Genomic DNA, 15,115 nt, shown 5'->3' on the forward strand with positions numbered 1-15,115 from the left:
GAATTAAACCTTCTTTAGTGATGCAACAGCTAATTTCAGTAACCCAATTGCATTAGCAGTCTGGGAATTAGGAATCTGTGCTATTCCTTGCCTAGATGCGATTGCACTAACTGATGGCAGCATTGCACCGCCACCCACAAGGTAAATAGCATCCAGGTCATCAGCGCGGGATTGCAAATGCTTCCACGCAGGCACTAAACAAGATGCAAGCCATCCCTTGAGTTCCGATGAGTAAATGCTTGAAAACTCCCAATTGGTGGTTCCATAAACAAAGTTCTTGCTCATCCCCTCTCGGATCAGATGAGGGTTAGCTGGTTTACCAAGGTGGCGACGGGTTTGGAGGTTATTCGCTATCGTCTCACAAAGATGGTGAACGCCTACTGTGTCAATCTTGCGACTATTTTGTAATAGTTTGTTGCCTTCAAATATTGAGGTGATAGTAGTTCCATGCCCCAGGTCAATGAGCGCGACTTTCTGCTGACCAGGAGCGCGGGAAACTAACAATGCTCCTACACCTTCCTCTGTTATTTGACAGGTGATATCAACGTTTACAATGTCTTTGCCATCAAACTTGACGATGTGCTTACCTTGCAAGGCTTTCTTTAGATCATGGGCAAAGGCTTGAGAGTCATGCAATGAAGCGACTAAAAACAAGTTATAGCTCTGCTGTCTAGGAGTTTGAGCAATTGCACCTAAGAGCATTTGCAGCCCATAAGTAATCTTGTTTCTAAAGTCATCAACAATGCGCCCAAATGACTGCTTACAGTAAATTTCGGCAGTCTCTCCAATCAACCACTTAGAGCCAGATAGATCAGAGCGTTCGCCTTGAAGATATTCGACTACCGCACCGTTGCCTAAGCTTTCGTAGTCGTTAGAGTCCGTTTCAATGACTTGTTTAAAGTAGGAGGGAATAAGTATCTCTCCTTGGGGAAAATGTAGTTTAGAATACCCGTTGCCACAATCCCAAGAAGCAGGGGTCAACGATGGGGCTAATGTCCCTAATGTGGGACTTGATGCCAAATCTACCATCTGATTGAAGTCCTTAAATTTGTTTCAATTTTTCGTAAAACCTTTGTGGTGAAAAAGCTTTGGATATCTGCGGTTACTGTTCTATCCGTCTTGCGGGGTCTGTTATCCGCTTCCATCCGTGGTTATCTTCGCCACTTGTGGGTTTATGCCTTACACTTCTCAACTTAGCATATAATATGAGAAGTTAGCAAGAGATGAGAAGATGAGAACTGTAAAAATATCAGCAAAAGGATATATCTTGAGAAGGGAGAACATGACCGAAGATGACGTGAGAACAGAGAAGATAAACTTCACTTGTGAGACAGAAACGAAGCAGTACTTAAGATTGTGGGCAGCAAAGGAGGGTAGAACACTTAGCAATCTTGTCGAGAGGATTATTCTTGATGCGATAGAGAGAGATAAGCAGTCTGGGGGCGATAAGTAATGATTGACCCTCTTTCCCTTCCTCCATTGCCACTATCTGACCACAAGTTTCTACCAGAATGCCTAGCTGTTTACTTTGTCTTAGATAGTAATCGCATCTTATATGTAGAGCAGGACGCAGTACAATCAATCAAGAAAATGCTTAAGAACTGGTTAAAAAACAAAAATTCCCAAGCAGATTGAATGCTTGGGTACAAAAAAAAAGGAGTAGCTCTTGCTGCTTCGGGTGCGCTCTGTTAGATGATGAGGCGAACACCAAGAACGATTTACGGTCGTTCACGAGTAGTCAACAAAAACTACAACCAGATTAATTTTTAATATTGTTCACCTTCTAACGTAACAGAACGCGGCGATAACGGCAAAGAACTACTCCAGAAACACACAAAAAATACATGGAGTAGTACAAATGAATACGCTAGAAATGCAAAGTGCGCCCGGACTGTTAGATCATGGCGCAACCCCGAATATTTCTGAGCCGCCTAAAATAGCACAATCTGCCCCAATTAAGCAAGAGTTAGCAGCACGCAATACCAAAACTGCCAGTGTAGAAAATAAACGCCTTGAAGATACACCAAAAAAAACTAATGCCTCAAGAACTCAACAGGCATTTGAAAAATTCGACATCCGAAATTTTCAAGATCAGCTCTCACCGTCCAAAGCTAAAAATAAGTTTATTTGTCCAGTTTGTGGCGGTAATGACTTATCTATTGTCCCAGAAACCGGGAAGTACAGATGCTTCAATAATTGTGAGTGTAAGGACATCAGAGAGGCAATTAAACCCTGGGCTGAAGTGGTGGCAGAAAGGGCAGGGGCTAATTACACTCCATCCCTAAACCGTTTGGCTGCGAAGCCCAAGAGAATCTTGCCTAAACCAGCACCAATTCCAGATGGTGAATTAGCACTGGTGATGTTGACCCAAGCGGCGACTGACATACCCCAAACTCAAAACATAACTTGCAAGCTACCAAAGGGAATACCAGGGAATGCAACACAAACAATCTACCCTTACTCACAAACCCAATGGGTAATTCGCTATGAATGGGCGGATTATATCAAAGAGAAGGGAAAAGATAAATCCTTCCGCCAATGGCACAGGCTTCCAGATGGCACTCCAGAGATGAGAAAAGGGGATGAACCCTGGAAAGCTTACCGCATTGATGAAGCGATCGCCGCTAGTAAATCAGTGAATGTCACCCCGGCACTACTCCAGCATGAAGGCGAGGGATGCGTAGAAGTTGGTCGGGAGCATGGTCTTGCTGGGATTACGTTTCAGGGTAGTGGATGGGATAAAAAGACTATCACCCCAGAATATCAACTTCTAAAAGATTCAGGCATAGGATTAATCGTTTTTCTGCACGATGCCGACGACACTGGCTTAAAGAAACTCCAGACCTGCCAGGAGTGTGCAGCCGAAGTGGGAATTGCATTTATTGGAATAAACCCTCACGACATCTGCCCTGATTTACCATATAAATCAAGTGATATCAAAGAAATCTTGGGGCAGATGGAAACACCAGAATTTATCCGTCGGTTAGAGCAGGAGATTCACGCGGCCGTAGCGCAGCGATCGCAACAAGCACAGGTAAATGTAAGTGATGATGACGACCAAAATCCGGTTGTAGCCTTTACCCAGCAAGCTTTTCAAGCTCTCTACGGCGATAAGAACTGGATTTGTGCTGCTGATAAGCTTTACTACCACACTGGCAATCATTATAAACACTCCCCAGATTCCACAGAACGCAAAAGAATCTACGACTTTTGCAATTCCTTTGTGGTCGAGAACGAACAGGGTAAAAAGTCTTGTCCCTATGCTTCACCTAGTTCAGTCAAGAAGGTTTTGGAATGGGTAAAAATGGGGACAGAAATTGACCCAGAACTAATCAATCCTCCTGGCGTAAATTGCACTAATGGGATAGTCAGGGTTGAGTGGGAAGGCAGGGATTTTACAATAAGATTAGACCCGCATACGCCCCAGGACTACTTCATTTATGAACCGTTAATTGAATATGACCCGTCGGCTGACGATACATATTGTGAGCAACTTTTAGCTTGCTTAGACAAGCCACAACAAGAAATATTTCTGAGAAATATTGCTGCATCCCTTGACCTTCAAACTGTTAGAAAATTTAGAGGCAGAGAGGTAAAAGCAATGTTTGCAATTGGTCTTGGTTCTAATGGTAAAGATGCTCTGCGCGAATGTGTATCAACCATTTATGGGAAAAACGGATTAACTTCTGTTTCTTTGGGTGACTTTCAATCTTATGACGAAGGCAGAAAATTCGGACTAGCCCCACTTATATATAGTCGAGTTAACTGGGCTTCTGAAAACCCACAAACATCTAGGATTGATAGACTTCAAAGTTTAAAATTATTTGTCACTGGAGATACACTACATTGCGAACAGAAAGGGAAAGACCATATAGAATTCTCTTCTAACGCAATAGGTATTTTCAACTTAAACGAGACTCCCGCATTTCAAGGCGTAATACAAGCAATCAAAGATAGGATTGCAATTTTAGAATTCAGGAAAACCTTTGTAGATAATCCTTCGCCAAATAATCCAAACGAGATAAAAGGCGACCCCCGATTTCGCTACGATCCAGAGTTTATTAGAACGCATGTTGCCCCAGCATTCCTAAATAGAATGCTAAAAGCTCTCAGCAACCTTGTAGAGTCAGGTATCAATTATGAATGCACAACCGACGCTTTCCACAACCTTCAGAGAGAGAATAATCATCTTTTTGACTTCATCTTAAGCGCAAATATAGGTTATGTGCCTGATGGGGAAATTACCGCACGGGCTTTATGGTCAATGCTGGAACAGCACTATATCCATAATGGAACGCTGACCATAGATGAGGGCAACCGCAGAACGTGGATCGACCAAGTTCGTCCCAGCGATAAAAACGTGAAGGGCATCAATCAAATAATCCCACGCATCTCTCAACTCTTCCCCAAGGCTGTCAAGGGAACTAGGTACTGTGACATTGCTAAAAGAAACATTCCAGTACTCAAAGGCATTGGCATTTTGGAAGTTACCCGCACCACATTAGACGAAACCCGCACCACTTCCGCACCACTTTCCGCACCAGAAACCTCGCAAAATCAGGACTTCCGCACCACCCGCACCACTTTTTCAGATTTACATGAAAATAACATTGAAGAGTCAGAAATGAAAATTCAATCGCTTCCTATCCCAATGGAAAAAGAAGAATATGCCACCTCAACTGGTGCGGGTGATGCGGAACCCTTGCAGGATAAGGAAAACTGCTGCGGTGAGTCCTGCGGAAATGGTGCGGATCAACTAGAAAGTGGTGCGGGTATGCCAACTGAGGATCAGGCAGCGATCGCCGCGCCAATTGCATCCGATACTGTTTCGGTAAAAGCTGAGTCTGAGTTCTCATACTCACTGTTGCAGATTGAAAAAGACGGCGGGGACATCGCAGGGTTTGTTGGTTGTCAAGTTGAGGTTCGAGGGAGCAATGGTAGCATCAAGTTTGCTGGGGAGATGACTAACTTCAACTTGAAGAATGGGATTGTCACTGTGTTGACGGAATTTGGGAACCGAGATGCCCATTTTTGCGAAGCCTTCGTGATTGCCTGAGTCAAGCCAAGCTAAACGATAATATTTCGGAAAGGTCTATTTACAATTACTCAACAAGATTTTTAACCCCAGTTAAAAAGATTGCAACTGTAAATTAAAAACGCCGTTGAAGTTCTTCCCAAGGAAGCAGCAGGGTGTTTTCAATTTCGATGCAGGTAGTGTCACTGACAGCCCCCTGAATATTTATCAAGTCGACGAGAAATTTGTTGACATCGTAATAGTGTTGGAGTTGTTTTTTTTGTGCATAGCTGAATTGCCAATCATGACCAATATCACAATGCTTTATTATCAATTGACGAAGTTCTTTAACCCACTGATTACCATACGTCTGCCACCATTGCGGGAACTCCAAATCTGCAATACGGGGTGTAGACAGTGCTTGCTCTAGTTGGTCTAGCTTTTCTGCTTGTGTATGGTTAAAAGCATTCATAGCAGTACGATTAAAGAGATTCTTGCAATCCAATGCTAGGTTATTATCTAAGCCATCGATAAGGTCAAGGTTAAGTTCTTGTTCAAGTTCGTTGAAAAGGTCTTCTTGAAAATTTTCGTAAAAGCCCAAATTATAGGCTTGCTCGTAGTTTAAACCTTCAAGGTCATGAGTATGGGTACGACCACGGCTGTGATAATTAATCAAGGTACTAATAAGATGAAGGGTAATAGTGAGGTCATCAAATATAGTGGAGTTGTACTCAGCAATAAGATTAAGATTGTGATTGAAGTAAAAGTTATTGGAAAGACCAAGGTTAAGCTTGGATAAAATATCATCAGCAATGTCAAATTGAAGGGCAATATCGAGTACAAAAATGGGGTCAGATGCAAAGTCTTGGGCAAGGTCACGAGTATAGAAGTACTCCAGGGCAAAATAAAAGGCTCGAATCGCTACTGGTTTATAGTTTGCTTGGATAGAGCCTGATTTTTTAAAAACCCAGGTTAAGAAATTTTGCAATACTGGTTCACTTTTAATTGATTGATCAATAGCTTTTTTGATCAGCCGCACTAACTTATCAGCTGGCTGTTGCGATTTTACAAGTTGTTTAACGACTTCTTGCCATCGCTGATCTGCAACCTTGTTAGCTAATTCCTTAGAATTAAGTGAGGTCAGCCATTTAATCGTGAAATGCTCCTGAAGGGATACAGCCGGGATACGGGTAAATTGGGACACATTGTAAAGTTTTGTAACGTTAAAGAGTCGAAACCATTGATTTAGCCTTGTTTCCTACCGGGGTTTTGATGTCAACTGAAGATGAAAACATCACCATAAATGGCCATTTATGGGCAAGTTTAAGAGACTGAATCGCGTGAAGAGTTGATTTTAGTGTGCAAAAATTTGAATGTCTTAATACCATTTTTGGGCAAGTTAGTAAATCGCAAAATCGGTTTCTGCAACATTTGTTTACAACGTGTCCCAAATTGCAGGTATCCCGGCTGTACCCCGATTTGGATGAGCATGGAATGTCTTCCCACAGCTTTCGGCGGACGGCGTTAACCTGGATGAGTGATTCAGGAGTACCCCTGCGCCACATTCAATCAATCAGTGGTCATCGCTCACTTGCAGCCCTGGAGCGATATTTGGGTGTGACTGAGCAGCAGAAAGAAAATGCTATCTCTACTTTGGTTTTTTAAGACAAACCATTTCTTGAGCAATGTTTTCCGGTATGCACCAGAGGAGGTGTTCAATTTTGAAAGTGTTGTAAGCTGGTGCATTGACTGATATCAGCAGCGATAGCTCACGCGCGAGTGCAAATGTTTGGCAACTCCAGTTATGAAATCTTTTGAACTTGGCTTTATTGAGAGCCGACAGATTACTCAAAATCTACTACGCACCATCCGGCTGATTGGCGAGTATAAAGGCAAGCAGGAGTTATTCAAAGAACAATCGCCCCAAGTATTGGAAACCCTGCGCCTTGCTGCGATTATTCAGAGTACCGAGTCTTCTAACCGGATAGAAGGCATCACCGCGCCACTGGAACGCATCAAGGAACTAGTAGCCGAAAAAACTACTCCTCGCGATCGCTCTGAACAAGAAATTGCTGGCTATCGAGATGTGCTGACGACGATTCACACTAGCTATGCCCACATCCCTTTCACTCCTGGGGTGGTGTTACAGCTGCACCGTGACCTTTATCAGTTTGCTGTCGTAGAAGGTGGGCGCTGGAAGTCAGTAGACAACGAAATTAGCGAAATTCATCCAGATGGGACAGTCAGAGTGAGATTTCAGCCAGTCCCAGCTTATGCCACACCAGCTGCTATGGAAAGTTTGCACGAACGGTTCAACACCCTTTGGCAGTTAGATGAAATTGAGCCATTACTGCTAATACCAACCTATGTCCTGGATTTTCTGTGCATTCACCCTTTCAGCGACGGCAATGGACGCATGGCTCGTCTACTGACGCTACTGTTACTATACAAGGCTGGTTACGAGGTGGGACGGTTTATTAGTTTGGAGCGAATCGTCGAGCGGACGAAGGAAAGTTACTACGATACGCTTTACCAGTCGTCGCAGAACTGGCATCTTGGGCATCATAGTTTGTTGCCTTGGTGGGAGTATTTTTTTGGAGTCCTTGTGCTATCGGCGTACCGAGAGTTTGAGCAGCGAGTCGGGTTGGTGACAAATGCCAAGGGCGCTAAAACCGCTATGGTGCTTGATGCTATTAGCAATATGCCATTTGATTTTTCTATCAAGGATTTACAGTCACAATGCCCTACCGTGGGTATTGACTTAATTCGCCGCATTCTGCGCCTTGAGCGGACTGAGGGGCGGCTGGAATGTTTGGGGCGCGGCCCGGATGCCCGTTGGCAGAAGAAATAGGTACTGTACCTATTAAATAGGTACTGTAAGGCTAGTTAGTACCTATTTGTTGGTCAATTCAGTTGCGTCTCTTATGGGCTAGAGCCTCAAAAGGCTGAATCATTTCCCCTTCATGTCGGTTAATGGTAGTTACACGACATCGGCAATTAGGGGGCTGGGAGAAAGTCAGCAGCCAAAATTAGCGATCGCCGCGTGATAGACTGTCCAGTGGACATACTAGACACGTCCACTGGACACTCTTATGACAGTACAAATTGACCCGTTCCCCGTTGCTGCACTCCTTGATAGGTACAATCTTGGGAAACAAGCGGTTTACAACCGGATAGACGCGCTCGACATTAAGACATTCAAGCAGGGGAATAAATCTTACATTACTGCAAGTGATGTGGAATTGCTCGATCAGCTGCACGACCATATCAGCGCAGGGGGGAAAATGGATGATTTCAAATCCCCCAAAGCTGAACTAATGAACAGTCCAGTGGACACGCTAGACACGTCCAGTAGACTAGTGGACAGACTCTTACCGACCACTGGGCAACCAGACTTGGCACTTGGGGAGGTGGTTCAGTTGGTAGAAGCGATCGCTCATCACCTGCGACCCGCCGAGCCACTACAGCACCTCAAAGAGCTTCAGCTTGCGGCTACCGAGGGTTGGCTTCTCTCTTCATCTGAAGTGGAGGGGCTTTTAGGGTGTAAGCCGAGAGTGAAGAAGGGCGAACAGCAGTTTACTCGTGGGTCGTTCAGTTTTGTAAGGTCTGGCAAGATTGGGAACCAGTCAGCCTGGAAGGTAGTAAGAGTTAATTAAGAAACAGCAAAGGATAGAAAGCTGTAAACCAGTGTATGAGAAGAATTTACAGGTGACTACATATAAATTTATAAAAGTATTACAGTTACAATTTTCCCGTTTTGGCACAGTCCTGCCAAATACAAACCTTAGCTGCCAAACCATTGTGATGCTAGACTTCATCCTATGACATCCGAGCAACCCTTTGAGCAACCTGTATCTGAATCTACCGCTAATGAAGTGTTCGACGTAGAGCAGCAAGACATTGCAGATGCTTTATTTCCCATCGTTGGCATTGCCGCCTCTGCGGGTGGATTAGAGGCATTCACGCAGTTACTCAGCCATTTGCTTACCGATACAGGGATGGCATTTGTACTGATTCAACACTTAGATCCTAACCACAAGAGTCTATTGAGCGAGATTCTGGCAAGACAAACTCAAATGCCCGTCACTGAAGTGCAAGACGGCGTGACTGTAGAACCGAACCAAGTCTATATCATTCCGCCTAACACCAAGATGATTTTGTCTGGTGGGGTGTTGCAACTGACGCCGCGAGAGAAAGTTCAGGGTAAATATATGCCTGCTGATGCGTTCTTTACTTCATTGGCAGCAGATCGAGGGCACAAAGCGATCGCAGTGGTTTTATCTGGAGCAGATGGAGACGGTTCACTTGGGTTAAAGGCAATCAAGGAAGCCGGAGGCGTGACTTTTGCTCAGTGTGAAGACACGGCCAAATTCGATAGTATGCCCAATACTGCTGTTGCCACCGGGAATGTCGATTTTGTGCTATCGCCTGAAAAAATCGCCGAGGAACTGGCAAACCTCAGTCACAATCCTTTTATTTCTGGCTCTTTGCCAGCGATCGCAATTGAGAAGTTGCCCGAACAGGGAGATGCCCTGGCGACTATATTTGTATTATTGCGATCGCAAACTGGCGTTGACTTCAGCCACTACAAGCCCAACACCCTTGATCGCCGAATCCAGCGCCGAATGCTGTTATATAAACTAGAACGCTTGGAGGATTATGCCCAGTATTTGCAAGAGAATCCGGGTGAAGTCAAGGCGCTCTATGAAGAAATTCTGATCCACGTCACCCAGTTTTTCCGCGATCCCGAAGCATTTCAACTCTTGAAAGAGCGAGTCTTTCCCACCATCATCCAAAACAAGCCAGCAGGGTTGCCGATTCGGATTTGGGTAGCAGGGTGTTCGACGGGTGAAGAAGTGTATTCCATCGCCATCTCCTTGCTGGAATTTTTGGCGGATAAAGTAACCCAGCCACCGATCCAGATTTTTGCCACAGACATCAGCGAGATCGCGATTGAGAAAGCGAGAACGGGTATTTATGCAGAGAATCAAATGGTGGAAGTCTCACCAGAGAACCGCCGCAGATTTTTTAATGCCCTTGAGGGCGGTGGATATAAAATTAGCAAAGCCGTCCGCGATCTGTGTGTGTTTGCCCGACAAGACTTGGGCAGCGATCCCCCTTTTTCCAACTTAGATTTAATTAGCTGCCGGAATGTACTGATTTACTTGGGCGAAACGTTGCAAAAACGGATATTGCCCATCTTTCATTACAGTCTCGACCCGACTGGCTTTCTGCTGCTAGGGACTTCAGAAAGCACAGGCAAATATTCGGACTGGTTTACTCTGATTGACAAAAAGTATAAAATCTATGCCAAAAAGCTAACTGCAATTCGTCCAATTTTTTCGTTCGTTACCAGCAATTATCCGATAGTAAAAGTGGACGAACCGAAGATGGTGTTTAAGAATCCATCGGATGAGTTGGATTTAGAAAGAAAAACTGACCAACTAATCTTGAATCGCTATGCCCCCGTGGGTGTGGTGATCAACGACAAGATGGACGTGCTGCAATTTCGGGGAGAAATCGATCTCTACCTCAAACTTGCACCTGGGAAACCGAGTCTTAACTTATTCAAAATGGTGCGCGAAGGCTTGCTCACCGAGCTACGGGCGACAATTTATCAGGCACAACGGCAAAAAATTCTAGTTAGAAGAGAAGGCTTACAGATTGAATCCGGCGATCTTTCCAGAATCATCAATCTTGAGGTGATTCCATTCAAACCTGCGACTGACGAAGAACTCTACTTTCTGGTTTTATTTGAACAAGCGTCACCTACGGTTAGCAACCTCAGTCCGGTAAATTCTGAAAGCTCAGAGCCAGGAGATATAGAGCGGGAGATTGTTCGGCTCACGCAGGAACTTGCAACCGCCATTCAAGAGCGGGCTGCGACTCAAGAATATCTACAAGCGGTGATCCAAGAGCAAGAAGACATCAATCAAGACCTGAAAGTTGCTAATGAAGAAATCCTCTCCAGCAATGAAGAGTTGCAAAGCACCAATGAGGAGCTAGAAACTGCCAAAGAAGAGATTCAAGCAACCAACGAAGAACTCAACACAACTAATGATGAACTTCGCTCTCGAAATCAGGAATTACACCAAGTTAACAACGATCTCACGAATTTGCTTGCCAGTATCAATATTCCCATTTTGATATTGACTTTGGACTTATGCGTTCGACGTTTTACGCCAATGGCGCAGCGAATTTTCAATTTAATTCCCACCGATGCTGGACGACCCTTGAGCGATATCAGAGCGAATCTCGATGTTCCTGATTTAGAAACTCTAATTTTGGAGGTACTTGACACACTCAGTATCAAAGAATTAGAAGTCCAAACTCTGGGGGGACATTGGTACAACCTCCGCATCCGTCCTTATCGCACCACAGAAAACAAGATTGACGGTGTAGTGTTGGTGTTAATAGATATTGATGTTCTTAAACGCAGTGCCGCAAGCTTAGAACAAGCCCGGAATTACGCTGAAGCGATTGTGGAGACGGTACAAGTGCCGTTAATCGTCCTTGATTCTGATTTCCGGGTGAACAAAGCCAATCGCTCGTTTTATGAAACATTTCACGTTTCACCATCAGAGACAGCCCAATCTCTGGTTTTTGAACTAGGAAATGGTCAATGGAACCTGCCCGGACTGCGATCGCTCTTAGAAGACATTCTTGCCAACGATACCACTATTGAAAACTGGGAGGTAGAGCATAGTTTTGAGCGGATTGGGAAGAAAACCATGCTGCTCAATGGTTGGAAAATTATTCAACAGGGAGATGCCCAAAGGATTTTGCTGGCGATTGAAGATATTAGCGATCGCAAACAGTTTGAGTTAGAGCGATCTAAGCTTCTAGCACAGGAGCAATCAGCCCGTCAACAGGCGGAAATTGCCAACCGAGCCAAAGATGAATTCCTGTCGAACCTCTCCCATGAACTTCGTAACCCGCTCAATACTATACTGGGCTGGGCGCAACTTTTACGCACCCGCAATTTAGATTCAGAAGCCGTCACTCGTGCCTGGGAAGTGGTGGAGCGGAGTGCTAAAGTGCAAGCTCAGTTAATCGATGATATGCTCGATATCTCCCGGATTACGAGTGGCAAGCTGAATTTAAACACTCGTCTAATCGATTTGGTTTCAGTAGTGAATGCCGCCATTGAGTCTATCGAATTTTCCGCAGAGGCGAAAAGCATTCAAATTGTTTCAGACTTGAACTCGGCGACAGTTGTCGGAGATTTTGACCGTTTACAGCAAGTTCTGTGGAATTTACTTTCTAACGCGATTAAGTTCACTCCAGCCGGTGGGCGAGTGGGAATCCTGCTCGAAGCTGTATATACTCATGCTGAAATTCGAGTCAGCGACACAGGTATTGGCATCCGGTCAGACTTGCTGCCTTATGTGTTTGATCGCTTCCGCCAAGGAGATTCCAGCAGCAGCAAAACAACTCAGGGACTTGGATTAGGCTTGTCAATCGTCCGTCATCTTGTAGAACTTCACGGTGGAACAGTTCAAGCGCAAAGTCCAGGCGAGGGACTAGGAACCACGATTGTTGTCAGGCTGCCTTTGCGCTCAATGCCGTTGGAGATTACACCGCCAACTTATTTAGAGCCGAACGTTTTGTCAGAGCCTCTGGACACATTAGATGGTAAAAATCCACCCCTTACCCTTCAAGGGTTATGCATCTTGGCTGTAGACGATCAAGCTGATAGCCGCGACTTAATCAAGTCGATGTTATCAGGCTTCGGGGCTGAAGTAGTGGTTATGACATCGGCAAGGGAAGCGATCGCTGCTTTAACTGAATCTCCTGGCAAATATGATGTGCTTCTAGCAGATATTGGGATGCCAGAGGAAGATGGTTTTTCCCTGATTCGTCAGGTGAGAGCGCTTGAAGCTCTTGCTGGCGGACAAATTCCAGCAGTAGCAATCACTGCCTATGCCACCGAACAAGACCGGCAAAAGGCAATTGATGCTGGTTTCCAAATGCATCTAGCTAAACCGATTGACCTTACTCAATTGGTATTGATGATTGCAAATTTGAGTGGACGAGTCACAGATAATTCATAATTCGTAATTGAGGATACAGAGCAACTAATTTTAATTATGAAAAAGTCAAAAATGCGGAGCATCCTTATCTAGCAGTCAGAGCAATCGCTCCCCAATTGCAATATCTAGTGTGTTCAAAGCTTACGTGTTATGGCTGTATGAGTCAGATAATCTAGATTAAAGAATAAATAATCAAGAATATAGAATATATTATGTATAATATTTGCCACATAAGCAAACTGAGTCAAATGTAAACGTGACCCAAAAACTGGCTGTCTTCAACATGAAAGGAGGGGTGGCGAAATCGACCACCGCTTACAACTTAGCTGTGGGTCTGGTCAAGTTTAAAAAGCAGAGGGTATTAGTTATTGATATCGACCCACAAGGAAACGCTAGTGCTGCACTAGGGATTCCCATCTGGCAGCTAGAATTTCAGCTAAAAGATGTGTTGCAGCACAAGGTTCCGTTAGCACAGGTACTGGTGACAACTGCTAGTGGTGTAGATGTAATACCATCTAACATCTTGCTGGCAGAAGAAGAAATTCCAATATCTGGTCGTCCAGGCAGAGAACTGCTACTCAAAAAAGCGATCGCTCCAATATTAGATAAATATAATTTTGTGCTGATAGATTGTCCGCCTAACGTGGGTGTGTTTGCCATCAACGCACTGATGGCCAGCGATGGGGTAATCATCCCAGTAGACATGAGCTATTTGGGATTGTTGGGCGTTCAAGGAATTGAACACGCCCTGACTTTGGTTAGAGATCAGCTAGATCATCCCATTGCCATAGCAGGTGTGCTGGCAACTCGGTATGACCGCAGGAACAATCTTAGTAAAGAAGTTTTGGATGCCCTAACTGAGCATTTTGGCTCAAAGATGTTTAAAACAGTGATTCCTGAGACGGTGAAAATCCGAGAAGCACCTTCTCACGGGCAATCTATCTTTGAATACGACCCAAACGGTGTAGGTGCTTCTTCTTACCGGGAATTAGTTAATGAGGTGTATAAATGGCAGTAAATAAAGGTAAGTCGCGTTCAGTTCTCGGTGCTAATCCTTTAGCAAAAGGGGTTTTCAACAAAACTGAGGTAGAAACTCAGTCTACTGAAGAAATAATCAATAATCAAGAATCTAGATTCTTGATTAAAGGTGATAGAGAGGCAGTGAATCTGCGCCTACCTCTCGAACTGAACGACTGGCTCAACGAGCTACTAAAAAAAGGTAAGCGCAAGCATGGTGCTAAAGTACCGAAGGAAGTTTGGGTGCAAGCTGCTTTGGAATTGTTCAAGGCAATGCCCGTAAACTGGGAAGAGATTGATTCAGAGGAGAATTTGCAGTCAGCACTATTGAATCTAGAAACTAGAATAAAGAATATAGAAAATATTTAAATAAGCTCTAAGGAACATTCCAAAGGTTTTTATGAACAAGATGGTAACGGTTGTATTTGATGGAAATGTTTTGCGCCCAGATGCGCCCTTGGGTTTGACACCGAACACGCGTTATGTCATTACAATTCAAGAATTAAAATCCCCATTACCCGATGGGGATGCTTGGGATGTGCTGGAGGCAATGGTAGGAACTGTTGAGGCATGTGAGGACTGGTCTAGTGAACACGATCATTATTTGTACGGGACTCCTAAGAGCAATTTAGGCAATCCATGAGTAATGAGCGCTTGTTTTTGGATACAGTATTTATCCAGGCTTTGTTGAATAAACGCGACCAGTATCATCATCAGGCTAAAGCATTTCTGCCAAGAGTACGAGCGGCAATGGCTGTTTGGGTAACAGAAGCGATATTGGTAGAAGTTGGTAATGCTTTGGGTGCTGTCAATCGCCCAGGGGGAGCGCAATTTATCCAGCAGTGTTATAACACTGCTAATTTACAGGTGGTAACTGTGGATACACCATTGTTTAACCGTGCGTTACAGCTTTATAACGAGCGTCTTGATAAAACTTGGGGTTTGACAGACTGTATTTCTTTTGTCGTAATGTGGGAACAAGGTTTGACAGATGCAGTTACTGCTGATCTACATTTTGTTCAAGCTGGGTTTCGGGCATTGTTGCGCTAAA

The 15,115-nt window shown here is 44.4% G+C and carries 13 protein-coding genes; 11 read left to right on the top strand and 2 right to left on the bottom strand.

Annotated features, from left to right (window positions below; all coding sequences use genetic code 11):
• Window positions 1–3: 3 nt before the first annotated feature.
• Window positions 4–1,029, bottom strand: a complete 1,026-nt coding sequence (locus GTQ43_RS33475) for a ParM/StbA family protein (protein WP_265277055.1) — start codon at window positions 1,027–1,029, stop codon at window positions 4–6.
• A 202-nt stretch (window positions 1,030–1,231) separates the two neighbouring features.
• Here GTQ43_RS33475 and GTQ43_RS33480 point away from each other — a divergent pair, with 202 nt between their 5' ends.
• From GTQ43_RS33480 to GTQ43_RS33490, 3 genes are all read left to right on the top strand, one after another.
• Window positions 1,232–1,453: a hypothetical protein gene (locus GTQ43_RS33480; protein ID WP_265277056.1), complete on the top strand. Its 222-nt coding sequence runs from the start codon at window positions 1,232–1,234 to the stop codon at window positions 1,451–1,453.
• Window positions 1,453–1,635 carry a hypothetical protein gene (locus GTQ43_RS33485; protein WP_265277057.1) on the top strand — a complete coding sequence of 61 codons (183 nt, stop codon included), beginning with the start codon at window positions 1,453–1,455 and terminating at the stop codon, window positions 1,633–1,635. The genes GTQ43_RS33480 and GTQ43_RS33485 overlap by 1 nt, the downstream gene beginning before the upstream one ends.
• 223 nt (window positions 1,636–1,858) lie before the next feature.
• Window positions 1,859–5,056, top strand: a complete 3,198-nt coding sequence (locus GTQ43_RS33490) for a DUF5906 domain-containing protein (RefSeq protein WP_265277058.1) — start codon at window positions 1,859–1,861, stop codon at window positions 5,054–5,056.
• Window positions 5,057–5,150: 94 nt separating this feature from the next.
• Here the strand turns inward: GTQ43_RS33490 and GTQ43_RS33495 are convergent, their stop codons facing one another.
• Entirely contained in the window at window positions 5,151–6,218 is a 1,068-nt protein-coding gene (locus GTQ43_RS33495) for an NACHT C-terminal helical domain 2-containing protein (protein ID WP_265277059.1), read from the bottom strand.
• Between the two features lie 290 nt (window positions 6,219–6,508).
• On the opposite strand from GTQ43_RS33495, the gene GTQ43_RS33500 reads away from it, so the two are divergent.
• The 8 genes from GTQ43_RS33500 (at window position 6,509) to GTQ43_RS33535 (ending at window position 15,114) form a co-directional block, all read left to right on the top strand.
• Window positions 6,509–6,679 (top strand): tyrosine-type recombinase/integrase, encoded by a 171-nt coding sequence (locus GTQ43_RS33500; protein ID WP_265277060.1) that lies wholly within the window; start codon window positions 6,509–6,511, stop codon window positions 6,677–6,679.
• A 139-nt stretch (window positions 6,680–6,818) separates the two neighbouring features.
• Window positions 6,819–7,865: a Fic family protein gene (locus GTQ43_RS33505; RefSeq protein ID WP_265277061.1), complete on the top strand. Its 1,047-nt coding sequence runs from the start codon at window positions 6,819–6,821 to the stop codon at window positions 7,863–7,865.
• A gap of 241 nt (window positions 7,866–8,106) precedes the next feature.
• Window positions 8,107–8,670 (top strand): hypothetical protein, encoded by a 564-nt coding sequence (locus tag GTQ43_RS33510; RefSeq protein WP_265277062.1) that lies wholly within the window; start codon window positions 8,107–8,109, stop codon window positions 8,668–8,670.
• 165 nt (window positions 8,671–8,835) lie between these two features.
• Window positions 8,836–13,068, top strand: a complete 4,233-nt coding sequence (locus tag GTQ43_RS33515) for a chemotaxis protein CheB (RefSeq protein ID WP_265277063.1) — start codon at window positions 8,836–8,838, stop codon at window positions 13,066–13,068.
• A gap of 235 nt (window positions 13,069–13,303) precedes the next feature.
• Window positions 13,304–14,065, top strand: coding sequence for a ParA family protein (locus GTQ43_RS33520; RefSeq protein ID WP_114085639.1), 762 nt, complete (start codon window positions 13,304–13,306; stop codon window positions 14,063–14,065).
• Window positions 14,056–14,433, top strand: coding sequence for a hypothetical protein (locus tag GTQ43_RS33525; protein ID WP_265277064.1), 378 nt, complete (start codon window positions 14,056–14,058; stop codon window positions 14,431–14,433). The genes GTQ43_RS33520 and GTQ43_RS33525 overlap by 10 nt, the downstream gene beginning before the upstream one ends.
• A 31-nt stretch (window positions 14,434–14,464) precedes the next feature.
• A complete protein-coding gene (locus GTQ43_RS33530; protein WP_265277065.1) occupies window positions 14,465–14,707 on the top strand; it encodes a hypothetical protein in 243 nt (80 codons plus the stop codon).
• Complete coding sequence (locus GTQ43_RS33535) at window positions 14,704–15,114, top strand: type II toxin-antitoxin system VapC family toxin (protein WP_114085642.1); 411 nt, start codon at window positions 14,704–14,706, stop codon at window positions 15,112–15,114. The genes GTQ43_RS33530 and GTQ43_RS33535 overlap by 4 nt, the downstream gene beginning before the upstream one ends.
• Window position 15,115 lies beyond the last annotated feature (1 nt).

Source organism: Nostoc sp. KVJ3, assembly GCF_026127265.1.
Taxonomy (GTDB): Bacteria; Cyanobacteriota; Cyanobacteriia; order Cyanobacteriales; family Nostocaceae; genus Nostoc.

Bases quoted from the DNA above. Each gene is read 5' to 3' on its own strand.
- GTQ43_RS33530 (WP_265277065.1), top strand. From the start codon at position 14,465: ATGAACAAGATGGTAACGGTTGTATTTGATGGAAATGTTTTGCGCCCA.
- GTQ43_RS33510 (WP_265277062.1), top strand. From the start codon at position 8,107: ATGACAGTACAAATTGACCCGTTCCCCGTTGCTGCACTCCTTGATAGG.
- GTQ43_RS33480 (WP_265277056.1), top strand. From the start codon at position 1,232: ATGAGAACTGTAAAAATATCAGCAAAAGGATATATCTTGAGAAGGGAG.
- GTQ43_RS33525 (WP_265277064.1), top strand. From the start codon at position 14,056: ATGGCAGTAAATAAAGGTAAGTCGCGTTCAGTTCTCGGTGCTAATCCT.
- GTQ43_RS33475 (WP_265277055.1), bottom strand. From the start codon at position 1,029: ATGGTAGATTTGGCATCAAGTCCCACATTAGGGACATTAGCCCCATCG.
- GTQ43_RS33500 (WP_265277060.1), top strand. From the start codon at position 6,509: ATGTCTTCCCACAGCTTTCGGCGGACGGCGTTAACCTGGATGAGTGAT.
- GTQ43_RS33515 (WP_265277063.1), top strand. From the start codon at position 8,836: ATGACATCCGAGCAACCCTTTGAGCAACCTGTATCTGAATCTACCGCT.
- GTQ43_RS33485 (WP_265277057.1), top strand. From the start codon at position 1,453: ATGATTGACCCTCTTTCCCTTCCTCCATTGCCACTATCTGACCACAAG.
- GTQ43_RS33505 (WP_265277061.1), top strand. From the start codon at position 6,819: ATGAAATCTTTTGAACTTGGCTTTATTGAGAGCCGACAGATTACTCAA.
- GTQ43_RS33535 (WP_114085642.1), top strand. From the start codon at position 14,704: ATGAGTAATGAGCGCTTGTTTTTGGATACAGTATTTATCCAGGCTTTG.
- GTQ43_RS33490 (WP_265277058.1), top strand. From the start codon at position 1,859: ATGAATACGCTAGAAATGCAAAGTGCGCCCGGACTGTTAGATCATGGC.